Annotated in this window: 22 protein-coding genes; 9 read left to right on the top strand and 13 right to left on the bottom strand. The window is 53.0% G+C overall.

The window, feature by feature from the left end; all coding sequences use genetic code 11:
- Window positions 1-7 precede the first annotated feature (7 nt).
- Genes KHQ09_RS03740 through KHQ09_RS03720 form a run of 5 tightly spaced genes read right to left on the bottom strand, consistent with a single transcriptional unit; the run spans window position 8 to window position 5,829 of the window.
- Window positions 8-781: an enoyl-CoA hydratase gene (locus KHQ09_RS03740; RefSeq protein ID WP_213596391.1), complete on the bottom strand. Its 774-nt coding sequence runs from the start codon at window positions 779-781 to the stop codon at window positions 8-10.
- The gene (gene mmsB, locus KHQ09_RS03735) at window positions 778-1,674 is read right to left on the bottom strand and encodes a 3-hydroxyisobutyrate dehydrogenase (RefSeq protein ID WP_213596389.1); all 897 of its coding nucleotides are present in this window, start codon (window positions 1,672-1,674) and stop codon (window positions 778-780) included. The genes KHQ09_RS03740 and mmsB overlap by 4 nt, the downstream gene beginning before the upstream one ends.
- Window positions 1,671-2,819, bottom strand: a complete 1,149-nt coding sequence (locus tag KHQ09_RS03730) for an isobutyryl-CoA dehydrogenase (protein ID WP_213596388.1) — start codon at window positions 2,817-2,819, stop codon at window positions 1,671-1,673. The genes mmsB and KHQ09_RS03730 overlap by 4 nt, the downstream gene beginning before the upstream one ends.
- Window positions 2,809-4,584 carry an AMP-binding protein gene (locus KHQ09_RS03725; RefSeq protein ID WP_213596387.1) on the bottom strand — a complete coding sequence of 592 codons (1,776 nt, stop codon included), beginning with the start codon at window positions 4,582-4,584 and terminating at the stop codon, window positions 2,809-2,811. Before KHQ09_RS03725 ends, KHQ09_RS03730 begins: the two co-directional genes overlap by 11 nt.
- 60 nt (window positions 4,585-4,644) lie before the next feature.
- Entirely contained in the window at window positions 4,645-5,829 is a 1,185-nt protein-coding gene (locus KHQ09_RS03720; protein WP_213596386.1) for an acetyl-CoA C-acyltransferase, read from the bottom strand.
- A gap of 140 nt (window positions 5,830-5,969) precedes the next feature.
- On the opposite strand from KHQ09_RS03720, the gene KHQ09_RS03715 reads away from it, so the two are divergent.
- Window positions 5,970-7,004 carry an AraC family transcriptional regulator gene (locus KHQ09_RS03715; RefSeq protein WP_213596385.1) on the top strand — a complete coding sequence of 345 codons (1,035 nt, stop codon included), beginning with the start codon at window positions 5,970-5,972 and terminating at the stop codon, window positions 7,002-7,004.
- Here the strand turns inward: KHQ09_RS03715 and KHQ09_RS03710 are convergent.
- The 6 genes from KHQ09_RS03710 to KHQ09_RS03685 all read right to left on the bottom strand — a co-directional run bounded on the left by KHQ09_RS03710 (window position 6,907) and on the right by KHQ09_RS03685 (window position 13,180).
- On the bottom strand, window positions 6,907-7,755 hold the full coding sequence (locus KHQ09_RS03710; RefSeq protein WP_213596384.1) for a phosphatase PAP2 family protein: 849 nt from the start codon (window positions 7,753-7,755) through the stop codon (window positions 6,907-6,909). The two genes, KHQ09_RS03715 and KHQ09_RS03710, sit on opposite strands and share 98 nt — an antisense overlap.
- 486 nt (window positions 7,756-8,241) lie before the next feature.
- On the bottom strand, window positions 8,242-9,432 hold the full coding sequence (locus KHQ09_RS03705; protein WP_213596383.1) for an ATP-binding protein: 1,191 nt from the start codon (window positions 9,430-9,432) through the stop codon (window positions 8,242-8,244).
- Window positions 9,429-10,127, bottom strand: a complete 699-nt coding sequence (locus KHQ09_RS03700; protein WP_022710844.1) for a response regulator transcription factor — start codon at window positions 10,125-10,127, stop codon at window positions 9,429-9,431. Before KHQ09_RS03700 ends, KHQ09_RS03705 begins: the two co-directional genes overlap by 4 nt.
- Before the next feature lie 258 nt (window positions 10,128-10,385).
- Window positions 10,386-11,201: a hypothetical protein gene (locus KHQ09_RS03695; RefSeq protein ID WP_213596381.1), complete on the bottom strand. Its 816-nt coding sequence runs from the start codon at window positions 11,199-11,201 to the stop codon at window positions 10,386-10,388.
- A gap of 156 nt (window positions 11,202-11,357) precedes the next feature.
- Window positions 11,358-12,281 (bottom strand): hypothetical protein, encoded by a 924-nt coding sequence (locus tag KHQ09_RS03690; protein WP_213596379.1) that lies wholly within the window; start codon window positions 12,279-12,281, stop codon window positions 11,358-11,360.
- 80 nt (window positions 12,282-12,361) lie between these two features.
- Window positions 12,362-13,180: a sugar phosphate isomerase/epimerase family protein gene (locus KHQ09_RS03685; protein WP_213599778.1), complete on the bottom strand. Its 819-nt coding sequence runs from the start codon at window positions 13,178-13,180 to the stop codon at window positions 12,362-12,364.
- 382 nt (window positions 13,181-13,562) lie between these two features.
- Here KHQ09_RS03685 and KHQ09_RS03680 point away from each other — a divergent pair, with 382 nt between their 5' ends.
- The 8 genes from KHQ09_RS03680 to KHQ09_RS03645 all read left to right on the top strand — a co-directional run bounded on the left by KHQ09_RS03680 (window position 13,563) and on the right by KHQ09_RS03645 (window position 22,519).
- Window positions 13,563-15,197: an ABC transporter substrate-binding protein gene (locus KHQ09_RS03680; protein WP_213596377.1), complete on the top strand. Its 1,635-nt coding sequence runs from the start codon at window positions 13,563-13,565 to the stop codon at window positions 15,195-15,197.
- A 97-nt stretch (window positions 15,198-15,294) separates the two neighbouring features.
- On the top strand, window positions 15,295-16,329 hold the full coding sequence (locus KHQ09_RS03675; protein WP_213596375.1) for an ABC transporter ATP-binding protein: 1,035 nt from the start codon (window positions 15,295-15,297) through the stop codon (window positions 16,327-16,329).
- On the top strand, window positions 16,326-17,345 hold the full coding sequence (locus KHQ09_RS03670; RefSeq protein WP_213596373.1) for an ABC transporter ATP-binding protein: 1,020 nt from the start codon (window positions 16,326-16,328) through the stop codon (window positions 17,343-17,345). The genes KHQ09_RS03675 and KHQ09_RS03670 overlap by 4 nt, the downstream gene beginning before the upstream one ends.
- Before the next feature lie 12 nt (window positions 17,346-17,357).
- A complete protein-coding gene (locus tag KHQ09_RS03665; RefSeq protein ID WP_075654182.1) occupies window positions 17,358-18,287 on the top strand; it encodes an ABC transporter permease in 930 nt (309 codons plus the stop codon).
- Between the two features lie 12 nt (window positions 18,288-18,299).
- Window positions 18,300-19,175 (top strand): ABC transporter permease, encoded by an 876-nt coding sequence (locus tag KHQ09_RS03660; protein WP_213596371.1) that lies wholly within the window; start codon window positions 18,300-18,302, stop codon window positions 19,173-19,175.
- 14 nt (window positions 19,176-19,189) lie between these two features.
- Window positions 19,190-19,906, top strand: a complete 717-nt coding sequence (locus tag KHQ09_RS03655; RefSeq protein WP_213596369.1) for a glycerophosphodiester phosphodiesterase family protein — start codon at window positions 19,190-19,192, stop codon at window positions 19,904-19,906.
- A gap of 159 nt (window positions 19,907-20,065) precedes the next feature.
- Entirely contained in the window at window positions 20,066-20,890 is an 825-nt protein-coding gene (locus KHQ09_RS03650) for a bifunctional allantoicase/(S)-ureidoglycine aminohydrolase (RefSeq protein ID WP_213596367.1), read from the top strand.
- A gap of 231 nt (window positions 20,891-21,121) precedes the next feature.
- Window positions 21,122-22,519 (top strand): alanine/glycine:cation symporter family protein, encoded by a 1,398-nt coding sequence (locus tag KHQ09_RS03645; RefSeq protein WP_213596365.1) that lies wholly within the window; start codon window positions 21,122-21,124, stop codon window positions 22,517-22,519.
- Window positions 22,520-22,583: 64 nt separating this feature from the next.
- Here the strand turns inward: KHQ09_RS03645 and KHQ09_RS03640 are convergent, their stop codons facing one another.
- Together KHQ09_RS03640 and KHQ09_RS03635 are read right to left on the bottom strand one after the other, a co-directional pair.
- Complete coding sequence (locus KHQ09_RS03640) at window positions 22,584-23,663, bottom strand: ABC transporter ATP-binding protein (protein ID WP_213596363.1); 1,080 nt, start codon at window positions 23,661-23,663, stop codon at window positions 22,584-22,586.
- Window positions 23,660-24,640, bottom strand: a complete 981-nt coding sequence (locus tag KHQ09_RS03635; RefSeq protein ID WP_022710263.1) for an ABC transporter ATP-binding protein — start codon at window positions 24,638-24,640, stop codon at window positions 23,660-23,662. The genes KHQ09_RS03640 and KHQ09_RS03635 overlap by 4 nt, the downstream gene beginning before the upstream one ends.
- Window positions 24,641-24,643 lie beyond the last annotated feature (3 nt).

Raw genomic sequence — 24,643 nt, 5'->3', positions numbered from 1 at the left:
TCCGGTCTCAGCGATGCAGAAAAAACGGATCGCGTTTTTCGATAAAGGCGCTCATCCCCTCTTTCTGATCGTGACTGGCAAAGCCTGAATGGAACAGACGGCGCTCGAATTGCACACCCTGAGACAGTGTTGTTTCATAGGCCGCATTCACAGCCTCTTTCGCCATCATTGCTACCGGCAGAGATTTCTCCGCAATGGTGGATGCCACACTCAAAGCTTCTTCAAGCAGCTGATCTGCGGGGATGATACGGGAAACCAGACCGCAGCGCTCGGCCTCATCGGCCTCCATCATCCGCCCTGTCAGGCACATTTCCATCGCCTTGGATTTACCGACAAAGCGGGTAAGACGCTGTGAGCCACCCATGCCCGGAATAACGCCAAGGCGGATTTCCGGCTGGCCAAATCGGGCATTATCTGCCGCCAGAATAAAATCGCACATCATCGCCAGTTCGCAGCCGCCGCCCAGCGCATAGCCTGCCACAGCTGCGATAATCGGTTTGCGCACCGAGGTAAAACGCTCCCACTCGCCGAACCAGTCTGCCGCGAACATAGTGCTGAAATCCTGCGCCTGCATTTCCTTGATATCCGCGCCGGCAGCAAATGCTTTGGTAGAGCCGGTCAGAACAATACAACCCACATGCTCGTCTTTGTCTGCTGCCTCCGCCGCTGCGATCAGCTCTGCCGCCAGTTGGCGGTTCAGCGCATTCAGCGCCTGAGGACGGTTCAGCGTGATGAGCAGCACACGACCATGCATTTCTGTGAGAATGGTTTCATAAGTCATGATGTACCCTCCTTGCCGCGTAACAGGCGGATAATACCGGAGAAATCCTCCCCGCCGGAGCCAAGCGCATTGAACAAATTATAGAGCTGTGCCGCCTCCGCTCCCAATGGCGTGGTTGCCCCCACAGAAGCAGCCGCCTCCTGCGCCAGTTTCAAATCTTTCAGCATCAGGCTTGCAGCAAAGCCCGGCTGATAATCCCTGTTTGCAGGGGATGTCGGCACCGGCCCCGGCACAGGACAATTGGTGGTGAGCGCCCAGCACTGGCCGGACGAAGTGGAGGCCACATCAAATAATGCCTGCTGGGACAGCCCCAGCTTTTCCCCCAAAACGAAAGCCTCGCACACGCCAATCATAGAGATGCCGAGGATCATATTATTGCAGATTTTCGCCGCTTGCCCTGCACCCGCATCACCGCAATGTACAATGCGCTTGCCCATAGCGGCCAGAACCGGTTCAGCCTTGTCAAAAGCAGCTTTTTCGCCACCAGCCATAAAGGTGAGCGTTGCCGCCGTTGCACCAACCACACCACCGGAAACCGGCGCATCAATGCTCAATAATTTATGCTCTGCCGCCATTTCATGCGCCTTGCGGGCGCTGGCAACATCAATGGTCGAGCAATCAATCAAGAGTGTGTCCGGCACAACCAGCGCTGTCAGCTCACGCCAGACACTCAAAACATGGGAACCCGCAGGCAGCATGGTGATAATCACACCAGCGCCCTGCACAAGCTGCGCAACATTATCTGCAATCTGAACGCCGTTTGCTTTAGCTGCTTGTTTTGATGCCTCAACCAGATCAAAACCACGCACGTTAAATCCCGCTTTGACGAGATTGGCCGCCATTGGCCCGCCCATATGACCGAGGCCGATAAAACCGATTGTTTGAGTGTTCATTTGCCTCTCCCGTTCAGTAGCTCACGGGCGATAATCACCCGCATGATTTCATTGGTACCTTCCAGAATCTGATGCACGCGCAGATCACGCACCAGTTTTTCCACGCCATATTCGCTCAGATAACCGTAGCCGCCATGCAGTTGCAGCGCCTGATCGGCAATGTTAAATCCGGCATCAGTGACGAAATGTTTGGCCATAGCGCATAGTTTCACCGCATCGGCATCATGACGGTCGAGCGCACGGGCTGCACGGTGCAGAAATGTGCGCGCTACTTCCAACTCCGTAGCCATATCGGCAAGGCGGAATTGCAATGCCTGAAACTGATGCAGCTTGGAGCCAAAAGCCTTGCGCTCATCCATATAGGTCAGTGCCTTGTCAAAAGCGGCCTGCGCTCCGCCGAGCGAACAGGCGGCGATATTCAACCGCCCGCCATCAAGCGCAGACATAGCAATTTTAAAACCGATGCCTTCCTGACCAATCAGGTTTTCCGCCGGTACGCGCACATTATCGAACATCACCGTGCGGGTCGGCTGGGCATTCCAGCCCATTTTCTTTTCATTGGTACCAAAGGACAAACCAACTGCATCCTTCGGCACGATAAAGGCTGAGATGCCTTTGGCTCCTGCCGCGCCGGTTCGTGCCATCACGATATAAATATCACTCGCACCGGCACCGGAGATAAACTGCTTCTGCCCTGTAATCAGATAATCATCACCATCGCGCACGGCTTTGGTGCTGAGATTGGCGGCATCGGAACCACAGGACGGTTCGGTCAGGCAATAGCTGGCGATCAGCTCCATAGGTGTCAGTTGCGGCAACCATTTTTGCCGCTGTGCTTCTGAGCCATAGGCATCAATCACCCATGCGCACATATTATGGATCGACAGAAATGAAGCGATGACCGGACAGCCTTGCGACAGTGCTTCAAAAATCAGAGTCGCATCCATGCGGGTCAGGCCGGAGCCACCTACATCGTCACGGATGTAAATACCGCCCATACCCAGCGCCGCTGCCTTGCGCAGCACGTCCACGGGAAAGTGCTTCCGCTCATCCCATTCCAGAGCATAAGGTGCCAGTTCCTGCGCGGCAAAATCCGCAGCCATAGCGAAAATGCTGCTCTGCTCCTCATTGAGTTCACCGGACATGGTTCTCTCCTTCACTCTGCACAGGTCTGTTGCGCCCGATGTTCAGTTCCGGAAATTCACCCTCATTAAAAGCTACACCACGAAACACATCATCCTCGATGCCCTCCCGCTCAAAACGGCGTAGTTGCACACGGCGGATTTTTCCGGAGATTGTCTTGGGCAGTTCCCGCACAAATTCCAGCGAGCGGATGCGCTTGAACGGTGCCAGACGCTCATTGGTATATTGCAGCACCGAGAGTGCGAGCGCACGCGAAGGCTCTTCACCGGCACGCAGCAGAATATAGGCTTTGGGAACCGACAGGCGGATCGGATCATCTACCGGAATGACAGCAGCCTCAGTCACCGCATCATGTTCCAGCAACACGCTTTCCAGTTCAAACGGGCTAATACGATAATCAGAGGATTTGAACACATCATCGGCGCGGCCAACGAAATGCAAATAACCATCAGCATCCTGATAGGCGACATCACCGGTGCGGTAGACACGACCATCGGTGCCGCTGAGCCTGCCGTCCGTTTCCTGATAGCCCTGCATCAGCCCTGCCGGATGCTTATCATCCAGCACCAGACAGACTTCGCCTTCCTGCGCTGCATGACCGTCTGCATCAAGGATCACCACTTCGTAGCCCGGCAATGGCCTGCCCATAGCACCGCTTTTTACAGGTTGCGCGGGGGTGTTGGCCACCTGTGCCGTGGTTTCAGTCTGGCCATAACCATCGCGAATGGTCAGTCCCCATGCGTCGCGCACCTGATCAATAATTTCAGGATTAAGCGGCTCACCGGCACCTACCACTTCGCGCAGGTTCATTTTACAGGCTTTGAGGTCTTCCTGTATCAGCATACGCCACACCGTTGGCGGGGCACACATCGTGGTCACTGCGCAGCGCTGCATTTCTGCCAGCAACACCTTGGCGCTGAAGGCTGGCTGGTTGACAACCAGCACTATGGCACCGGCATTCCACGGTGCGAAGAGCGAACTCCATGCATGTTTCGCCCAGCCCGGAGACGAGACATTCAGATGGATATCGGCCGGTTGCAGACCAACCCAATACATGGTCGAAAGTGAGCCTACCGGATAGCTGCGATGGCTATGGCGCACCAGCTTCGGTTTGGCCGTGGTACCCGAAGTGAAATAAAGCAGCATCGGATCATGCGGCTGTGTTTCACCATCCGGCTGAAATTCATCGGGCTGATTGAAGGCTTCGTTATAATCATGCCAGTTGCTGTTTTCCGTTACGTGAGCATTTGGAACCTGAATGCGTAGCACCTCATTTCCGGCCAGTCCCTCGCATTTTAAGAGCTGATCGCCGGTTGCGAGAATAGCGCAGGCATGGCCGCGCTCCAGTCGGTCAGACAGTTCATCCGGTGTCAGCAATGTCGTCGCTGGGATGACAATAATGCCGAGTTTCATTGCTGCCAGCATCACTTCCCACAGGGCAGGCACATTGCCGAGTAGTACCAACAGATGATCGCCGCGCTTCAATCCAAGCCCGCGCAGATAATTGGCAAGCTGGGAAGAGCGGATGCTCAGATCGGCAAAACTCAATTTTATGTCTGTTTGCGTGGCGCTATCAACAATCCACAAAGCGGTCTGATCGCGGCTTTGCGGATTGGCAGCAAGCTCGGCATCAAACCAGTCCAGCGCCCAGTTGAAAGGCAGCGCCTCCGGCCAGACAAAACCGGCTTTCGCGGCCTGATAATCCTCGCGATATTTTAACAGAAAATCACGCGCCTGCTTAAAATTCTCCGTACTCAGCTGCCTCATGCAATCCTCCCAAAATGCATAAATCACTGTGTCTGCGATTTCATAAAACCGCATTGATTGTCAGTTGAAACGCTCCACCGCTATCGCTGTTGCCTCACCGCCGCCGATGCAAATACTGGCAATGCCACGTTGCAAATCATGGGTCTGCAAAGCTGCCAGCAATGTCACCAGAATACGTGCACCCGATGCACCGATAGGATGGCCGAGCGCACAGGCACCGCCATGAATATTCACTTTCTCCGCTGACAGATTGAGCTCCTGCATTGCAGCCATTGTCACGACAGCAAAGGCCTCATTGATCTCGAAAAGATCGACATCATCTGTTGTCCAGCCGGTTTTCTCATAGAGTTTGCGCATGGCACCGATCGGCGCCGTGGCAAACAGGCGCGGCTCATGGGCATAAGATGTCTGCGCAACAATACGGGCAAGCGGTGTCAGTCCGCGTTTTTCTGCCTGCGAAAGACGCATCAGCACCAGTGCCGCTGCACCATCCGAAATCGAGCTGGAATTGGCGGCCGTAACCGTTCCGTCCTCACGAAAGGCAGGTCGCAGAAACGGAATTTTCTCCGGTCGTGCTTTGGCCGGTTGTTCATCCATATCAATCAGATGTGCGGAATTGCCGTTTCCCGTCACAACCGGCGCAATTTCCTTTGAAAAATAACCGCGCTCCAGCGCCGTCTGCGCACGCTTTAAAGAGCGCAGCGCGAACTCATCCTGCGCGGTGCGGCTGAACTGAAAGGCCTCGGCACAATCCTCGGCGAAACTGCCCATCAGGCGGCCTTTTTCATAGGCATCTTCCAGCCCGTCGAGAAACATATGATCACTGATTTTGCCATGTCCCATGCGATAACCGCCACGGGCTTTATCCAGTAGATAGGGCGCATTGGTCATGCTCTCCATGCCACCGGCTACGATAATATCCGCACTGCCACCGGCCAGCATATCATGCGCCAGCATCACGGCCTTCATGCCGGAACCGCACATTTTATTGATCGTCGTAGCGCCTGATGCCACGGGAATAGCGGCGGCAATGGCGGCTTGGCGTGCCGGTGCCTGCCCCTGCCCCGCAGACAACACACAACCCAGCAAAGTCTCATCAATCTCGTGTGCTGCAATCTCTGCCCGCTCAATCGCGGCTTTGATTGCTGTTGCACCAAGTTCTGCCGCTTGTACTGTGCTGAAAGCGCCCTGAAAAGCGCCCAGAGGTGTACGTGCCATACCGACAATAACCACAGGATCTGCCATCTGCGCGCCCTCCCGGAGTTGCATATTCAGATGAAGAAACATCAAGCCTAGCCCTAAGATCTATGGCAAAGAATGACAGTTTGGACTTTATTTTATGATCGGTTTTGCCATATCTTGTTATTCAGGAGCAGGAGGAGACAATGATCGGTCGTGGCTTTGTTGATGATGCACTGACAGTCTTGCAACACTATGCACCTGCAAAAATACCGGATGTGCTGGCAGGTGCCGGTATTGATGCCAATGCTTTACAACAACCGGATTTCAAAATGGATGCCGCACATTACAGCCGCCTCTGGCTGGCGATTGCGGAGGAAATTCAGTGTGAGTTTTTCCGCTTTGGCCAGCGCCCGATGCCACCCGGAAGTTTCGCCATGTTGTGCCATGCCGCTCTTTCCAGCGATAATCTCGAACATGCCATCCGCCGGTCATTACGCTTTTTTACCTTGCTGATCGGTGAGCCGAAGGGAGAACTGATCCTGCGTGACGGGCTTGCTGTTATTGTGCTGCGTGAGGTGAGCCCCGCACGTCCGGCCTTCGCCTACCGCACCTTTTTTCTCATTCTTTACGGCGTGCTGTGCTGGCTCGTGAAACGGCGCCTGCCTATCCACGATATTGGTTTTCGCGGTGCGCCTCCGCCGGACAGGCCGGATTATCTGGATTTTTTCAGCACCAAAGTCCGTTTTTTCCAACAGGAGACCAGCCTCAGCTTCGACCCTGTATTACTGTCGTTGAAAATCCACCGCAGCAAAGCAGCCCTAAGGCAGTTTCTGGCACAGGCACCTGCCAATATTCTGCTGCGTTATCGCTATGATCGCGGCAATGCTTCAGCGATCCATAAATTGCTACGGGAAACCCCGCCTGCCAGCTGGCCGGATTTTGCACAGGCAGCGCAAAGCCTGCATATATCCGAACCGACATTACGCCGCCATTTGCGGACAGACGGCATGAGCTATAGCAGCCTCAAAGAAGAACTTCGCCGCCAATATGCGCTGAACTGGCTGCAGGAAACCGATAAGCCTGTCGGTATGATTGCGGCAGAACTCGGCTATACGGAGCCGAGTGCTTTTCACCGCGCTTTTAAAAAATGGACTGGTGCAAGCCCTGCCCGCTACAGATCATCGCAACCGGAGCCAGCCACACGAAACCGCGATTACGGATACGCTGACCGATCTTGAAAATGAAGCTGTCAATGCGATCGCCATGGCGCTGAAAAACCGGCCAGAACCACGCCATAGTAATCGCAACAAACAGCCATGACAGCGTGATATCCGACAGGAAATGGGCACCCATAACCAGCCTGTTCAATGAGAAAACCAAAGCTGCAAAACCAGTAATAATCAGCAGCAGCACACGATTGGTACCGCCCAGAACCAGCGGAATAGCAAGCATTGCCATAGCACTCGCAGATTCACCTGACGGAAAAGAGCAACTGCTCTGACAGCTCTTGGCAATCTGCCATGCCGGACTGAAAAACGAACTGCCGCCGAATTCCATAATTTCATTCGGACGGGCACGGCCGACAAGATATTTCAAACCATGAACAATAGCTGCCGCGCCGATAGCATAGACAGACAGAATATAAAGCAGCTTATGCGGTGCAGGTGGCCAGCGCCGGTTAAACAGACCTTGCAAGATCAGACAAGCAAGCAATGCAGGCACGATGATCGCCGGCAAAGTGCGGTGCAGATCACGCAATGTCAGTAAAAAGCGGTTTTCATGCAGCGGAAACTGGCCTGCACGATCTGCAAACCAGCCGGAAACCGTAATATCAATGACCGGTATCACCATGAAGATAAAGCTGACAATCACTGCCAGTCTTATCAGTATGTTAAGTCTGTAATTGCCATGGCGAATGGCAGAAACATTGCCGTGCAATGGACCGGCAGAACTGCGTATCAGTGCAGGCAGATTATTATTTATACCCATAGAAATTCACGCACGAATAAATACAATAAAAACAAAACATAAATGTAAATCATGAGGTAGCTTTCTCATGGGATAACACTCCGTCCGGCAAGCATCACATGTTGGCCTGTCAGTAAAAATTCACTTTTGTAAAGATTCCGCCTGATAGCTTGCGGTCGTTTTGGATTGCGCGGAAGGAATGAAGAAGACACAAGCGCATGTAACCTCTGCTGCAACTTGGCAGGCAGGTTCTTCTTATCCTGAAATTCTGACTGAAACCCCGTATAATATGGCACTCAACAATTCTCGCTCACGTTTATTACACGCGTTGATGTGCAGCAAAATTGTCAAGATTTAACCGGAAGAAGATGTGATCCGGTTTAAGACTTATCGTCAAACAATATATTCAATAATATTTTTATAATTTACCTATGAAAACTGTATTCTATGACAGTTGTGTAAAAACATTACTCCATAATACGGAACTAAAAACCGGATATTATGAGTTTATGCCGCTGCCCCGTCCGGCTTATTCTCCGCCAATTTGCGCGGAAAAATCATGGTCACGGAAGCTCCGCCCTCAGCAAGACTGGCCTGTTCCACCCTGCCGCCATGGGCAGTCACGATTGCACGGACAATTGACAAGCCCAGACCTGACCCGCCGGTTGCTCTTGCACGGGACGGCTCGCCACGCCAGAACACATCAATCGTATGACCGGAAAACTCCTGATCGAAGCCCGGTCCGCGATCAATAATGCGCAGAAAGGCTTCTTCTTTATTCAGATATCCGCTTTCACAGCGCAAATATCCGCCGGATGATGCATAACGGCAGGCATTTTCCAGAACCGCCAGCATGGCCTGCCGCAGACGCTGACTATCCGCCGGAATGATGGCTCGCTTCAGATTGGTTTCCAGCACCATTCCCGCTTCAGCGAGCAGTGAGCGTGAAGCCTGCAAGACCTGCTCGGCCGCCTGTGCAATATCTGTATTACAGCGCTCGGTCACCAGTTTCTGGCTGGCTGCAAGCGATAAGGTCCGCAAATCATTGACCAGACGGGTCAAACCTTCCACCTGCATCAACAGGTCTTGAATCCGGTCATCATCCCGCGGAAAAATCTTATCGGCCATTCCCTGCAATATGCCCTGAACAATGGTCAGAGGCGTACGCAACTCATGGGCCACAGCCATGGTATTGAAGCGCAGACGGCGTTCCATATTCTCCAGCTCTTCTGCCAGCGCATTGAAGCGCTCGATAAGCATCGCAACTTCGCTGGTGCCTTTAACCGTGCCAGGAACACGGACGGAAAAATCGCCTTCACGCAGGTTATTCACTACGCGTGTAAGCTTTTCCAAAGGGCTGCTGAATTTACGGGCAAGCCAATAACCGATGAGGCTGCAAATCAACGCAGCCCCAAGTCCGAATTTCAGCACCAGAAGATAAAGCTGAGCCTCTGCGTCTTCGTATAAAGGCGTCAGTTGCTGGACAAGAGCCAGAAAATCGGCCTCTTTCGGAAGCTCCCCCCTGTCCAGCATCTCATAAGCGAGACGGGCATTATCACTGATCTGGCTCAGATATTGCTGCTCATACAGGCCTTGTACCCACATGACACCGAAGAAAATAATCGAAAAACTGAGCATCAGCATCGCTGCTGTGACCAGAGCTGAAACCGTACTCAGCGACAGGCGGGATAATTTCATCTTGGTTCTGCCAGACGGTAGCCAATACCGCGTACCGCCGGAAACAGACCGGACGGCCCGCCTGATGCTTCAATTTTGCGACGCAGATTGGCAATATGCGTATCAATGGTACGAACCAGCGCATCACTTTGCGGCAGACAGGCATCCAGCAGATCATTGCGCGGAAATGCGTGGGTCGGACGCCGGATCATATGGGCGAGAATGCGAAACTCGCTCAGCGTTAACGGCAGCAGCTGCCGCTCCTCATCCGTATCGGTGAAAGCCGCATGGGCATCGAAATCAACCAGAATGTTCTCAAAGCGGATCGCTGCATTGGCCGCATTATTACGGGTGCGACGCAACACGGCATTCACCCGCGCCACAACTTCCTGCGGGTTGAACGGCTTAATCACATAATCATCCGCACCGAGGCGCAGACCTGAAAGACGATCCAGATCTTCTGCCAGCGCGCTGATCATAATTACCGGAATATTGCTTTCCCGCCTGATGCGCGCCAGAACTTCAAAACCGTCATATTTGGGCATTTTGACATCCAGCAGGATCAGATCCGGCGACAGCATGGCATGATGGCGCAATGCTATTTCACCATCAGAAGCACAGACTGTGCGGAACCCGTCACGGATGAGGTAAGCTTCGAGAATACCGGCAATTGCCGGTTCATCTTCAACAATCAGTATCAAGCCTTTGTCAAGCATTCCGCACCTTTTATACCGGGTTCGCACAAGGCAATATAGTCTGACAAATCAATATCAACCATCACCTGCATAGGGAAACAATTGCCAGTATAAGCTGAATGTCAAGATTTTGTGTGCGTCACGCCAAGCATCAAAAGGCGCATTCCTAATAAAGTGCCTGCATATTGCCGGTAAACATTATTTCCCGACAAATTGTCCGATTTCCGCCAGTTAAAGAGAACCTGTTCAAAAGAACAAGTTCTCTGCACATTATTACAGTCAAACTGCCAGTGCGTTCTCAATAGCCTGTTTTTCATCCGCCGTCAGATCAAGCCGGTTCAGATCTGCATCCAGCAACACCGGCACGTCACATCCCTGTGGCAGGACAGCGAGCGCGGGTGTTTCATTCTTCTTATTTCCGGCTGCAACGCTCAGATAAAACGGCTCTTCTTTCTTCTTAAAACGGCTGGCACGCTTCTTCTTTTTACCCGCTTCATTCAGATAGCTGTAAAACACATTACGCATACCGTAATTCGACTGAATACCGGTCACGGTGACAGCAACCGGCTTAAGAGGCAGTGGTTTGCGGATTTTCTTATTCAGACCACGCGTTCTGAACATGGCCACAATCACAGCAATCGCGCCACCGATCAGCAGCACAGTGAAAACACCGAGCGTGAAAATGCGATCCCAGAGCTTTTCGATGCCCAGATCCAGTGTCACCAGCGACGGATCATCACCGGAGCGAACGATTTCCACATCATAGCCGGAGCGGTTCATGTCAAAAAACATGAAGCTGACGCTCTCCTGAACAGATTGACCGGCACTGTCCTTGAAAACAATATCGGCTTTACAATCGGTCATAATCAGCTGGCGGGTTTTGCACTCGCCTTTACGCAAGCTGGCAATCTCGTCCACGACCGGATTCTGGCTGATTTTATAGTCGCGCAGAATACCCGGCCCTTGGTACCAAAGCAGAAACGCACCAAGCGCCATACAGACAATCATCGCAAAAGAGAGGATAATACCACCGGAAAATCCGGAGTTTTTGATCTGAATTGCGCGGCGCGGAAACGCCTGTTCAAGAGCTTGCATATGAATAATGTCCCGATGCCTGATACGAAATGTTTTTTCCGCTATAACGAAAACCAGACACCGAGACCACCGGAAACCGTTTCACAAAACGCAAGTCCGCGTAAACAAATTTGTGCAGGTCCGGTCAAACCCGCTCATAACAATGCTGCCAAAGCCTTATTTACCGGCGTAAACAGCACTGATTTTCAGATTTTTCTGGAACGCAGCCAGTACAGCCAGCGGTGAGCTATCGGATTGGGACACAGCATAAGCCGGATCAAAAACCAGCTTTATCGCGGCCTTAGATTGCGGATGCGGCAGATCAGCAATCAAACGGCTGAGTGCCTGTTTGCCATCAGCATCAATCATATTGGCTGACAAGCCCGCAACAAAGGCCAGCGCCATAGAGCGATATTTTTCAACTTCCGGTTCCGGATCATCATTATAACCGATCATCCCGACGATAGTTGTCATAACATAATTTGCAAAGAAACCCTGATCGTCGAGCTCGGTCGAAATCTCACGAATTTTAATGGTTTCCAGAGATGAGCTTTGCGCCCCCAGAATATCAAAACGCGGTAATTCAGACAGCTCAACCGTCGCGGATGACAGCACTTCACCAATATACCGGCCGGAGAAACGCGCCTCATTCACGCGGAATATTTTACTGTCCTTATCCCATTGATAAGCCAGCTTCAGATCAAAACCATTCTTCTGAATTTTGCTTAAATAACGCATCGCAGGCAGACTGGACGGCCAGTATCCGACAGACTTGACAGAGATTTCAGCCCATTCCGGCCAGTATTCAGCATCCTTTTCCAGCGGAGCACTGCGGATTTCAACAGTTTCGGCTGACCAGCTCTGATAGGTTCCGGCATCGATGGTGACATTGCTGAGTGTGCAGCCATCTGTACGATAGGTAATTTCAGCACCGTCCAGAAGTGAAGACAAATCCGCCTCAGCAAAAATAGCCGCGCAAGGGCCTTCCGCCTTACCCTGTTCCTGCTTCTGCGGTTCTGCCGGATTTTGTTGTGCAAGCACTGTACCTGTCCATAAAGCAGACAAAAGGCAGGCAGACAAAACCGGACGCAAAACAGACATAACAGGCTCCTTAAAATGCAACATCCCGCCGGTGTAACACCGGCAGGACGCAACAACAATTCTTTTCGGCTGCTAAAGGTTTACTGTCCGAGACCAACAGCTTCCAGATATTTCATCGACTTTTTAATGTCATTATGATCGCGCATTTCCAAGATCAGGCGCGGATTACTATCATATTGCTTGAGTGCTGCAAAGACGGCCTTCCAGTTGACTGTGCCATCACCGGTTGCCCAATGGCGGTCTGCATAGCCATCCGCATCTTGCAAATGCACATGCTGCAAACGGTTGGCTGCGGCGTGAACAAAATGGTCAACCGGTGCCGCACCGGTATTACCATGGGCATAATGCGCATGGCCGGTATCAATAGAAACTGCCACGGCAGATGAATTGAAACTGTCAGCCAGTTTCAGGCGCTCAAACGGATTGATATCTTCAATATTTTCAATCACAAAAGTCACGCCCATATTTTCTGCACGGCGAATAGCCGGTGCCAGAGTGAGATGGGTGTTTTCTGTGATTTCTTCACGGCCTTTAAAACCGTCATCCAGATGGTTATACGACCATGTGGTGAACGGGCTGTGGATCACGACCTGATCGGCGCCGAGGAATTCACAAACATCCAGCGCCTGATCGAGACGTTTCTGTACAACGGTACGCACATCAGGATCCGGTGTATCAATAGTGAAACCCCAGAACGGGCCGTGAATGCCCAGACGCCCCTGATGCCCATCCAGCTGTTTCTTGATTTCTTCAGCCATCGGCTTCCAGTCGCCGATCAAAACATCAGCATTGATAAAGCTCTGGATTTCCAGATCACGCGGCTTTTCCAGATACCAGTCGCGATGAACAGGCATTTCCTCAACCAGCAGGGCAGCACCAATAATCGGCAGTTCAGACATTGTCTCGTCCTCGATAATAATCAGATAGCCACACTCGTTGAAGGATGGCGCCAAAACGCGATGCACAATTCCATAATATGCATCGACAGAGCGGCGCAGCAACTCTGCCGCCAACCGCATGGGCGCGCTCTTGCCTGCATTATATGTCAGGCATTTTACAGCCTTGTGCAAAATTGCTCAAAATTCAAAATTTCATAAATAATTCATACCGTTGCAACACAGAACCCCACCGTCAACAGAACGTCATGAAAAGATAAAATCAGATTTATACCCCTGTCATACAGAGAGCCTATTCCGCTGCCAGCCCATGCCGGCATGGTCTTTACCCCTGCTTTTAACGGCCGGACGGCATGACATTTCTGTCAACAACGGGAGACCTTTGATGGTTTCGATTAACCGGCGTAATGCACTCGGCCTGATCGGCTTCGGCGCAGCCTCTCTGACCCTGCCACGCTTTGCTATTGCGCAGAGCAATGACCGTCCTTCCATCACTATTGCGGTGCAAAAAGTATCCAATTCCAATACGCTTGATGTATTGCGTGAACAGTCCAATGTGGGCGAACGCGTTTTCTTCTCGCAATTGTGGGAAGCGCTGATCGGTCTTGATTATATGAATAATCTCGTTCGTGCTCCGGCACTGGCGACCGAGTGGAAACGTATTGACGATCAGACTGTTGAACTGAAACTGCGCCAAGGCGTCAAATTCCACAACGGCGATGAAATGACCGCCGAAGACGTGGCTTTCACTTTCAGTACGGATCGTATGTTCGGTGACACCAAGCCGAATACCGGTGAGACCCTGCGCGTTCTGGAAATGAACCCCACCAATCGCGAGAGCAAAGAACTGCCGCCGGAAGTGCCTGCCACAGCCCGCCGCAATTTCCCGTCGCTGCTCGGTGTTGAGATCATCGATAAATATACCGTGCGCTTCAAAAACGGTACGCCGGATATCACGCTGGAAGGTCGTATTTCCCGTTACGGCAGCCAGATTATGAACCGCCGCTCTTTTGAAGAAGCCAACAGCTATCTGGACTGGGCGCGCAAGCCTGTGACCACCGGCCCTTACAAGATCGTTGAATTCAAGCCGGATAATTATCTGCAGCTTGAAGCCCATGACGACTATTGGGGCGGTCGCCCGCCGCTGAAAAGCATCCGCTTTGTTGAGGTGCCGGAAGTGGCCTCCCGCGTCAACGGCCTGCTCTCCGGTGAATATGATTTCGCCTGCGATATCCCGCCGGATCAGATCGAAACCATCGAGAAGAATCCGGAATTTGAAGTGCTCGGTGGTGCGGTTCTCAATCACCGTTTGACCGTATTTGATAAGAACCATCCGCAGCTTGCCAATCCGCTGATCCGCCGCGCATTCACCCATGCGATTGACCGTGAGGCTATCGTGGACAGCCTCTGGGCAGGCCGCACAGAAATTCCGGCCGGTCTGCAATGGTCTTATTATGATGACATGTTCATCAAGGACTGGACTGTGCCGGAATATAATCCGGACCTCGCCCGCCAGCTGCTCAAAGAAGCCGGTTATAAAGGCGATCCGATCCCTTATCGCCTGCTCAACAATTACTACACCAACCAGACCGCAACAGGTCAGATTCTGGTGGAGATGTGGCAGCAGGCCGGTCTTAATGTTGAGATCGAAATGAAGGAAAACTGGCAGCAGATTCTGGAACAGACCCCGACCCGCGCTGTGCGTGACTGGTCGAACTCTGCTCCGTTCAATGATCCTGTTTCCTCCATTGTCAGCCAGCATGGCCCGAACGGCCAGCAGCAGCAGGTTGGCGAATGGACCAATAAGGAAATGAACGAATTGTCCGGTTTCCTTGAAACCAGCATGGATCAGGGCAAACGCCGTGAAGCCTTCAAGCGGATGCTGGAAATCTGCGAGCGTGAAGATCCGGCCTATACGCTGCTGCATCAGAACGCGACCTTTACCGCCAAACGCAAATCCGTGAAGTGGAAAGCCGCACCGGCCTTCGCCATGGAATTCCGTAGCAACAACTGGGGTTAAGCCCTTTAGGCCATGCGGGTGTCACCATCCGCATGGCTTTTTTGTTTCATTCTCTGCTTCGGCATCTGATGCCGATATTTATGACAGGAGCGCGTCGATGGCTTTGGTCGAGATCGCCGATCTTAAAGTGGCTTTTGACGGCGTGCAGGCTTTGCACGGTATCAATCTGAAAATCGAAAAAGGTGAAGCCGTCGGGCTGGTCGGGGAATCCGGTTGCGGCAAATCCGTAACATGGCTGGCAGCACTCGGGCTGCTGCCGAAGAAAGCCACTGTCTCCGGTTCTGTCATCATTGACGGTGCTAATCTGGTCGGCGCACCACGGCGCAAGCTGGAATCTGTGCGCGGTGCCCGCATTGCCATGATCTTTCAGGACCCGTCCTCTTCACTCAATCCGGTGATCCGTGTCGGTAAGCAGATCGAAGAAGCGGTGAAACTGCATCGCGGTATTTCCGGTGCGGCTGCGCGCAAAGAAGCGCTGCGCCTGCTGGAACTGGTCGGCATTCCCGATGCTGCCCGCCGTCTTGATAATTTTCCCCATGAGTTTTCCGGCGGCCAGAACCAGCGCCTGATGATTGCCATGGCGCTCGCCGGTGAACCGGATTTGCTGATTGCCGATGAGCCTACCACGGCGCTGGACGCCACTATTCAAGCGCAGGTGCTCGACCTGCTCGCCCGTATCCGTCAGGAAACCGGCATGGCGATTGTGTTTATCAGCCATGATCTCGGTGCCGTATCGCAAATCTGCGAACGGGTCTGCGTGATGTATGCCGGTCGTATGATCGAGAAAAGCTCAACTGAAGCATTGTTTGCCCAGCCGCGCCATCCCTATACACGCGGGCTTTTTGATGCGATCCCGCGTATTGACGGCGGCCGTGAACGTCTCATCCCGATTGAAGGTACTGTGCCGGAACCGGGAAAACTACCGAAAGGCTGCGCCTTTTCTCCGCGTTGCAACCGTGCGGAAAACCGCTGTAAAAGCGATCTGCCGCCTTTGACCGGCAATCAGGATGATCGCTATGTCGCCTGTTTCCGCCCTGTCGAAATACGTGACACTGTTATTCCTGTAGCACCGGTCATACCGGCTGCATTCATTGCACCTGCTCCGGCAGCACAGCAGCAGGTGTTGTCATGAACAAGCCACTGCTCGAAGCCAAAAATCTAAGCAAAATCTACACCTCAAAGCGCGGTTTGTTTGCCAAGCCAACAGAAGTCAAAGCCGTAGATGCGGTGAGCCTGTCCTTACAAAAAGGCAAAACGCTGGGCATTGTCGGCGAAAGCGGTTCCGGCAAATCCACCACTGGTCGCCTGCTGCTGGGGCTGGAGCGTCCGAGTACCGGTGAAGTGCGTTTTGACGGTGAGGTTCTGCCGCCTGCCCGCACCAATGAATGGCGGGCTTTGCGCAAACGTATGCAGCTTGTCTATCAGGATCCGCTGGCTGCCCTCGACCGTCGTCTGACCATCGCCACACAGATTGAAGAACCGCTGCTGATCCACGGTATTGGCGACAAAGAAAGCCGTGCGGCACGGGTGAAAGAGCTGATGCAGTCTGTTGGTCTGATGCCCCATCATGCAGCGCGTTTTCCCCATGAGCTTTCCGGCGGGCAGCGCCAGCGTGTGGTGATTGCCCGTGCCATCGCCTGTAATCCGGAGCTACTGGTTTGTGACGAAGCGGTCTCTGCGCTGGATGTTTCCATTCAGGCACAGGTGGTCAATCTGCTGCGCGACCTGCAAGAGAAAAACGGCATTGCCATGGTGTTTATCAGCCATGACCTGAAAGTGGTGCGCAATATCAGTGACCGCGTGGCCGTGATGTATCTGGGACGGATTGTTGAAGAAGCACCGTCCGACGTGATTTTTCAGGCACCCCAGCATCCTTATACGCAGGCTCTGGTTTCCAGCATTCCCGTGCCCGGAACTTTATTGAGCAATCGCATTATCCTGCAGGGCGAACCGCCAAATCCGGCAGCCAGACCCAGCGGCTGCGCCTTTCATCCACGCTGCCGTTTTGCCTCGGAGCGTTGCTGCACCGATGTACCGGAAACCTTGCACACTGGCAAAGAGCATAGTGTTGCCTGTCATCTCTATGACAAGGGGCAAATAAGCCACTTATATGACGGTGCATCGCAACCCATAGCATTAGCCGGATAACAGGACTGACTGATGATTTCCTTTTTTCTCACCCGTCTGTTGCGGGCTTTTATTACAGTTATGCTGGTTGTGACCTTTGCCTTTATTGTACTGCGCATGTCCGGCGATCCGGCACAGATTATTCTCGGCCCTGATGCACCGCCGCAGGCGATTGAAGCCTTCCGCAAGGCATGGGGGCTGGATCAGCCGATCCTCGTGCAATATTTCAGCTATTTCGGTGCTATTTTTCAGGGTGATCTCGGTGTCTCCATGCGCGACGGGCAAAAAGCCATTGATCTGGTTGCCGAGCGTATTCCGGCCACGCTGATGCTGACTATTCCGACATTGCTGCTCAATCTGGCAATCGGTATTCCTGCCGGTGTTTATGCGGCACTCCATCGTGACAGTATCATCGACCGGCTGGTGATGATGACCGCCATTATCGGCTTTACCCTGCCGAATTTCGTGCTGGGTCTGGTGCTGGTGCTAATCTTCTCCGTGACGCTGAAATGGCTGCCATCCGGCGGCAGTGATACATGGATGCATGCCATTCTTCCGGTACTGACAATGAGCATTGCCGGTGCAGCTATTCTCGCCCGTTTTGCCCGCAGTGCGATGATCGAAATTCTCGGCCAACCCTATATCCGCACCGCCAGTGCCAAAGGCGTGCGCTGGGGCGATGTCATCCGCAATCACGCACTGCCCAATGCAGCTATCCCCATTGTGACACTGGTCGGCTTCATGGTCGGCTCACTCGTTGCTGGCGCAGTGGTGATTGAATCCCTGTTCTCATGGCCGGGTGTCGGACGCCTGCTGGTGGTTGCTGTCTCCAACCGTGATCTCGCAGTAGTGCAATGTATCCTGCTGCTAATTGCCTCCACCATGGTGCTGTCAAACTTCGTTGTTGACCTGCTCTATGGTTTTCTCGATCCGCGCCTGCGCGATAATCAGGCCAAAGCGTAAAGGAACCGGCTGATGTCTGAACTCTCAATCAGTGACAGTACCGCCGTTCCCGTGGTCAATGTCCATCAACGCAGAAAGAAGCGTATACCGCTGCTGGTGATGCTGTCGCTGATCTGGTTTGCAGCGATGATCATCATCGCTATCGCAGCTGACTGGATCCGCCCTTACAGCATCACCGCAATGGATCTCAAAAGCCGCCTTGTGATGCCCGGTCATCCGCAGCATTGGCTCGGTACGGATGAGGTGGGGCGCGATGTGCTGTCCCGCCTGATTGAATCCATCCGTGTCTCCCTGCTGATTGCTTTTGGCGCTACGATTATTTCCACCCTGCTCGGCACCACCGTCGGCTTTCTTGCAGCGAATTTCCGCAAGACCGTGGAGCAGGTAGTGCTGACACTGGCCGACTTTCAGGCGGCACTGCCATTCCTGATCCTCGCTCTGTCCGTGCTGGCCTTCTTCGGCAATTCCATGGTGTTGCTGGTTTGCCTGATGGGGCTTTACGGCTGGGAGCGCTATGCGCGTATTGCCCGCGGTCTGGCGATTTCTGCCAGCTCGCAAGGCTATGCCGCCGCAGTCACGCAGCTTGGTGCTAAGCAATCATGGGTTTATCTGCGCCATATCCTGCCGAATATTGCCTCGACTCTGATCGTCTCCATGACCCTGACTTTCCCCGAAATCATTCTGCTGGAAAGCAGCCTGTCTTTCTTAGGTCTTGGCGTGCAGCCTCCGAAATCCAGCCTCGGCAATATGGTCGGCTACGGCCGTGAATATCTGACAACCGCGCCGTGGATCATGCTGGCACCGGCCTTTGTGATCATGTTCACCACGCTGTCGATTTCCATTCTTGGTGACTGGCTGCGTGACAAGCTCGACCCGACTATTCGATAACAGAAAGCAAGACAATGACACGTATTATCGGCCATCGCGGCGCGCGTAATCTCTGGCCTGAAAATTCACTCTCCGGTTTTTGCAAAACCGCTGAACTCAATATTGCCGGTGTGGAATTTGATTTGCACCTGACCAATGCCGGTGAAGTGGTTGTGCTGCATGATCCGACTTTAGAGCGCACCACTAACGGCATCGGCGATGTGGCGGAGCTTTCCAAACAGGCACGTAAGAACACGATTTTGCGTGAAAGTATGGATGAGCATCTTCCGCTGTTTGAAGAGGTTCTGGAAATCTTCAAACCGACCGGCATGGAATTGCATGTGGAACTGAAGAACCGCGTCAATGGTGATCTCTATGACGGTCTCACCGATGCGGTTGTACAGATTATCCGTGCGCAGGATATGGAAGATCAGTGCATTCTCACCGGCTTTACCCGTCAGGTGCTACAACAAGTAAAAGACATTGCGCCGGAAATGCGCCGCCTCGCCTCACTCAATGCTTTCAGCGCCACTATTCTCGGTGGCTTGCAAGAAGCGCTCGACTATTTCGGCAGCCATGCCGATATTCTGGCCGTTGAAAAAGCTCTGCTTGCCCATAGCTGGGATGCAATTACCGATCGGATTGCACCGGAACGTCTGGGCGTGTGGGTACCTAATACTGAGCCGGAACTGGAATTCTGGAAAAATACGCCGATCCGTCAGATCACCACAGACCGGCCTGATCTTGCATAATTGATGTTCTGTATCCCGTTTATTGAAAAGATAAACGGGATATTATATACAATATTGTCGACAATTTATCTTTTTTAATGATAATCCCGTTATCCCTCTTGCAGAAACGCTGAAAACCGGCCTGACTGCGCACTGAGGGTAAAAGTAACGGGAGAGATTATGACTGAGCGCACTTATTACGCCCCCAAGGGCGGCGCACCGATGCAGACGCAATTGCTGAGCGACCGTGCCGTATTCACCGAAGCCTATGCGGTTATCCCAAAAGGCGTGATGATGGATATTGTTACATCCTGCCTGCCATTCTGGGATAAAACCCGCGTCTGGATACTCTCCCGTCCGCTCTCCGGTTTTGCCGAGAGTTTTGCCCAATATATTGTGGAACTGGAACCGCAGGGCGGCAGTGACAGACCTGAACCTGATCCGGATGCCGAAGCCGGTATTTTCGTGGTTGAGGGCAATATTGTCATTACGCTTGACGGCAAAGACCATGCCATGCGCGCGGGCAGCTACGCTTTTCTGCCGCCGAAAAGCCTCTGGACTGTACGCAACAAAAGCGATGCGCCTGCCCGCTTTCACTGGATCAGAAAGAGCTTTGAATATGTGAACGGTCTGGATGTGCCGGAAGCCTTTTTCAAGCATGAATCCGAAGTTGAGCCGGTTGCCATGCCGGACACCGACGGCAAATGGGCGACCACCCGTTTTGTTGACCCGTCTGATTTGCGACATGACATGCATGTCAATATCGTCACGTTTGAACCGGGCGCCATTATTCCGTTTGCCGAGACCCATGTAATGGAGCACGGCCTCTATGTGCTGGAAGGCAAGGCGGTCTACCGTCTCAATCAGGACTGGGTGGAGGTGGAAGCCGGTGACTATATGTGGCTGCGCGCTTTCTGCCCGCAGGCTTGCTATGCCGGCGGCCCCGGAAAGTTCCGTTATCTGCTCTATAAGGACGTGAATCGTCACGTAAAGCTGAAGCTCTGACGTCGGATCAGCAATAATATTTTTTATAACAGCCGCCGGTTTTACACAGACCGAGCGGCTGTATCTTTTTGAAAAACCAAAATTAAATCCGGAAAATTGCGCATTTCCACACTGATTTAAAAAATCATGCATTCGCTGTGAATATAAGCTAAAACCAATTTATCAGATCATAATTATCATAAAAACGACATATTCACCTCACCCGAAGGTGCAGCGGAGCGCGTCATACCGATGAATACAATTATTAGCTTTATAAACATGATCCTCTGGGATTATGTGCTGATTTACGGATTGCTCGCTGTCGGGATTTATTTCTCGGTCCGGTTGGGCTTCCTTCAGATCTTCCATTTTCCTGAATTTTTCCGCTCGGTCATGCGTGCGCCAAAACGCGATGACAGCGGGATTACCCCGTTTCAGGCACTGTGTACCAGCCTCGCCTCACGCGTCGGCACCGGCAATATTGCCGGTGTGGCAGTCGCGCTTTATCTCGGTGGCGCCGGCGCAATTTTCTGGATGTGGATCGTCGCCTTTGTCGGCATGGCCACAGCTTATTCTGAAAGCACGCTGGCACAGCTTTATAAAACCCGCGATAATGACGGCCAGTTTCGCGGCGGCCCTGCCTTCTATATTTCCAAAGGTCTGAAAGCCCCGTGGGCAGCAGCAATTTTTTCCGTCTGTCTGATTATCGCATTCGGCCTTGTTTTTAACGCCGTGCAGGCCAATGCCATTGCCGATGCGATGAACGGCTCTTTCGGTTTCTCTAAAGTTCTGGTCGGCCTCGTCATTGCGGCTTTGGCCGGTATTGTCATTTTCGGCGGTATCCGCCAGATCGCCCGCGTGGCCGAACTGGTTGTGCCATTTATGGCGGCAATTTATCTGGGCGTTGCCGTCTATGTGCTGCTTGCCAATATTACTGAAGTCCCTGCATTATTTGCCCTGATTGTTAAAAGCGCTTTCGGCATTGAAGCAGCGGCAGGCGGCATCACCGGCGCTCTGATGAATGGGGTGAAACGCGGACTGTTCTCCAATGAAGCCGGTATGGGTTCTGCGCCGAATATTGCCGCTTCCGCCACACCAAATCCGCACCACCCTTCCTCGCAGGGCTTTGTGCAGGCACTGGGCGTGTTCATTGATACAATTCTGATCTGCTCGGCAACCGCGATTATGATCCTGTTGTCGCATAAGCTGGTTCCGGGCTCCGGCCTGACCGGCACGCTGCTGACACAGGAAGCCATGACCGCACATATCGGCTGGTTTGGCAGCTATTTCATCAGTATCGCGATCTTCTTCTTCGCCTTCACCTCGATCATCGGTAATTACGCTTATGCGGAAAATGCCATGATTTATCTGGGTGCGGACAGACATCTCTGGCTCACATTGTTGCGTTGTTCCACATTGCTGATGGTGGTCTGGGGTGCCTATGAAAGCATCCTCACCGTATTCAACGCTGCCGATGCCGCCATGGGTCTGATGGCAACCATCAACCTGATCGCCATTGCGCTGCTCTCCGGCACTGTTGTCAAAGTGACCAAAGATTATTTCGACCAGCAGAAGCTTGGTACACCGCATTTCACGCTCAAGGATTATCCGGAGCTGAAAGGCAAAGTGGACGGCGAAATCTGGAAATAACCACCAAACAAAAAACAGGCCGCTTCAGAAATGAAGCGGCCTGTTTTGTATCAATATCATTATATTAAGCAGCCTGTTCTTTTTCAGCACGTTTCTTGGCAAACAATCCGAGACGTTGCTGCAATTTCTCCGCACCGGAAGCGAAATGCGCGGCATGTTTGAAGACAGGTACCTGTGCTTCGAAATGGCAGGCGACCTGCTGGCCAGTTACTAAATCCTTCAATTCAGGCACCTGCTGCTTGCACAAATCCTGCGCCAGCGGACAACGCGTATGGAAACGGCAACCGGACGGCGGATTGAGCGGGCTTGGCACATCACCGCCCAGCACATTCCACGAGCCACGCGAAGCCGGATCAGGCTGCGGCGCGGCAGACAACAAAGCCTGCGTATAGGGATGGCGCGGATTGTTATAAAGCTGATGCTTGTCAGCAATCTCCACCACCTGCCCCAGATACATCACCGCCACACGGTCAGCCATATGTTTGACCACTGGCAAGCCGTGCGAAATGAACAGGTAGGATAGTCCCATCTCTTTCTGCAAATCTTTGAGCAGATTGACGACCTGCGCCTGAATGGACACGTCGAGCGCCGAAACCGGCTCATCACAGACAATCAGTTTCGGCGACAGCGAGAGCGCACGGGCAATACCAATACGCTGACGCTGACCACCGGAAAATTCATGCGGATAGCGCGCGGCATGGTAAGGTGCCAGATCAACACGGCGCAGCAGTTCAATCACCCGCTCACGGCGCGAAGTATCGGTGCCAACCCCATGCACCAGCATCGGCTCGGCAATCAGCTCTCCCACCGTCATGCGCGGATTAAGGCTGGCATAAGGGTCCTGAAACACCACCTGCATTTTACGGCGAAGATCACGCAGCTTGGTGCCGCTGGCATTGGTGACATCCTCACCCTCGAACAGCACCCGACCGGCGGTTGGTTCCAGCAGACGCAGCGCCAGACGGGCAGTCGTAGACTTGCCGCACCCGCTTTCGCCCACAATGGCCAGTGTTTCCCCTGGCATCAGCTTGAAAGAGACTTCGTCCACGGCGCGGACTGTACCCACCACTTTTTGACGGATCAGGCCTTTTTTGACAGGAAAATGTTTGGAAATTCCCTGCAGCTCCAGAAGTGGTTGTGTCATACGAAATCCTCCACCGGAGCTTTATGGCAGGCAACAAGGTGATTGGCTTGGAGTTCATGCAGAGCAGGCAGAGTTGCTGTACATTCCTCATCTGAAAACGGGCAGCGCGGATTAAACCGGCAGCCGGACGGCAGACGGAATGGAGGCGGTACCACACCGCTGATTGCCACCAGCCGGTCAACATCCTCGTCCATCCGCGGCATCGAGCCCATCAGACCGATAGTATAAGGGTGCTGCGGGTCTTTGAAAATCGCATTGACGGAAGCGCGCTCTGCTACCTTACCGGCATACATTACCGCCACATCATCCGCGACCTGCGCCACCACACCCAGATCATGGGTGATGAGGATAATGGCCATATTGGTTTCCTGCTGCAACTCGCGCAGCAGGTTGAGGATTTGCGCCTGAATAGTCACATCGAGCGCCGTTGTCGGCTCATCGGCAATCAGCAACACCGGCTTGCAGACCAGTGCCATCGCGATCATCACACGCTGGCGCATACCGCCGGACAGCTGGTGCGGATATTCATCAAAACGGCGCTCCGGTGCAGGAATACGCACTTTGCGCAGTGCTTCGATCGCTTCCTCACGCATTTCCTTGTAAGGTTTTTTATGATGCGCCTGTAAGGCTTCAACCAGCTGATAGCCGATTGTATGCACCGGATTGAGCGAAGTCATCGGCTCCTGAAAGATCATCGCAATACGGTTGCCGCGCAGCCTGCGCATCTCATCAGCCGACAGTTTCAGAAGATCCTGTCCTTCAAAAATCACCTCACCGCCGGCATTCTTGCCCGGTGGCGGCACCAGCCCCATGACAGACAGCGACAGCATGGATTTACCGCAACCGCTCTCCCCCACAATACCCAGTGTCTTGCCGCGCTCGACTTTCAGCGAAATACCGTCCACCGCACGGATAACACCGTTCGGGGTTTTAAACTCCGTGACGAGATTGCGGATTTCGAGTACCGGTTCTGTCATATA

The sequence above is a fragment of the Pseudochrobactrum algeriensis genome, from assembly GCF_018436245.1.
GTDB classification, from domain to species: domain Bacteria; phylum Pseudomonadota; class Alphaproteobacteria; order Rhizobiales; family Rhizobiaceae; genus Pseudochrobactrum; species Pseudochrobactrum saccharolyticum.
This window is presented reverse-complemented; position numbering and strand designations above follow the sequence as displayed.

Coding starts and splice junctions, on each gene's coding strand:
- KHQ09_RS03720 (WP_213596386.1), bottom strand. CDS start 5,829: ATGGCAGATCCTGTGGTTATTGTCGGTATGGCACGTACACCTCTGGGC.
- KHQ09_RS03740 (WP_213596391.1), bottom strand. CDS start 781: ATGACTTATGAAACCATTCTCACAGAAATGCATGGTCGTGTGCTGCTC.
- KHQ09_RS03690 (WP_213596379.1), bottom strand. CDS start 12,281: ATGTCTGTTTTGCGTCCGGTTTTGTCTGCCTGCCTTTTGTCTGCTTTA.
- KHQ09_RS03705 (WP_213596383.1), bottom strand. CDS start 9,432: ATGAAATTATCCCGCCTGTCGCTGAGTACGGTTTCAGCTCTGGTCACA.
- KHQ09_RS03685 (WP_213599778.1), bottom strand. CDS start 13,180: ATGTCTGAACTGCCGATTATTGGTGCTGCCCTGCTGGTTGAGGAAATG.
- KHQ09_RS03670 (WP_213596373.1), top strand. CDS start 16,326: ATGAACAAGCCACTGCTCGAAGCCAAAAATCTAAGCAAAATCTACACC.
- KHQ09_RS03700 (WP_022710844.1), bottom strand. CDS start 10,127: ATGCTTGACAAAGGCTTGATACTGATTGTTGAAGATGAACCGGCAATT.
- KHQ09_RS03660 (WP_213596371.1), top strand. CDS start 18,300: ATGTCTGAACTCTCAATCAGTGACAGTACCGCCGTTCCCGTGGTCAAT.
- mmsB (WP_213596389.1), bottom strand. CDS start 1,674: ATGAACACTCAAACAATCGGTTTTATCGGCCTCGGTCATATGGGCGGG.
- KHQ09_RS03665 (WP_075654182.1), top strand. CDS start 17,358: ATGATTTCCTTTTTTCTCACCCGTCTGTTGCGGGCTTTTATTACAGTT.
- KHQ09_RS03645 (WP_213596365.1), top strand. CDS start 21,122: ATGAATACAATTATTAGCTTTATAAACATGATCCTCTGGGATTATGTG.
- KHQ09_RS03695 (WP_213596381.1), bottom strand. CDS start 11,201: ATGCAAGCTCTTGAACAGGCGTTTCCGCGCCGCGCAATTCAGATCAAA.
- KHQ09_RS03635 (WP_022710263.1), bottom strand. CDS start 24,640: ATGACAGAACCGGTACTCGAAATCCGCAATCTCGTCACGGAGTTTAAA.
- KHQ09_RS03680 (WP_213596377.1), top strand. CDS start 13,563: ATGGTTTCGATTAACCGGCGTAATGCACTCGGCCTGATCGGCTTCGGC.
- KHQ09_RS03675 (WP_213596375.1), top strand. CDS start 15,295: ATGGCTTTGGTCGAGATCGCCGATCTTAAAGTGGCTTTTGACGGCGTG.
- KHQ09_RS03640 (WP_213596363.1), bottom strand. CDS start 23,663: ATGACACAACCACTTCTGGAGCTGCAGGGAATTTCCAAACATTTTCCT.
- KHQ09_RS03710 (WP_213596384.1), bottom strand. CDS start 7,755: ATGGGTATAAATAATAATCTGCCTGCACTGATACGCAGTTCTGCCGGT.
- KHQ09_RS03730 (WP_213596388.1), bottom strand. CDS start 2,819: ATGTCCGGTGAACTCAATGAGGAGCAGAGCAGCATTTTCGCTATGGCT.
- KHQ09_RS03650 (WP_213596367.1), top strand. CDS start 20,066: ATGACTGAGCGCACTTATTACGCCCCCAAGGGCGGCGCACCGATGCAG.
- KHQ09_RS03725 (WP_213596387.1), bottom strand. CDS start 4,584: ATGAGGCAGCTGAGTACGGAGAATTTTAAGCAGGCGCGTGATTTTCTG.
- KHQ09_RS03715 (WP_213596385.1), top strand. CDS start 5,970: ATGATCGGTCGTGGCTTTGTTGATGATGCACTGACAGTCTTGCAACAC.
- KHQ09_RS03655 (WP_213596369.1), top strand. CDS start 19,190: ATGACACGTATTATCGGCCATCGCGGCGCGCGTAATCTCTGGCCTGAA.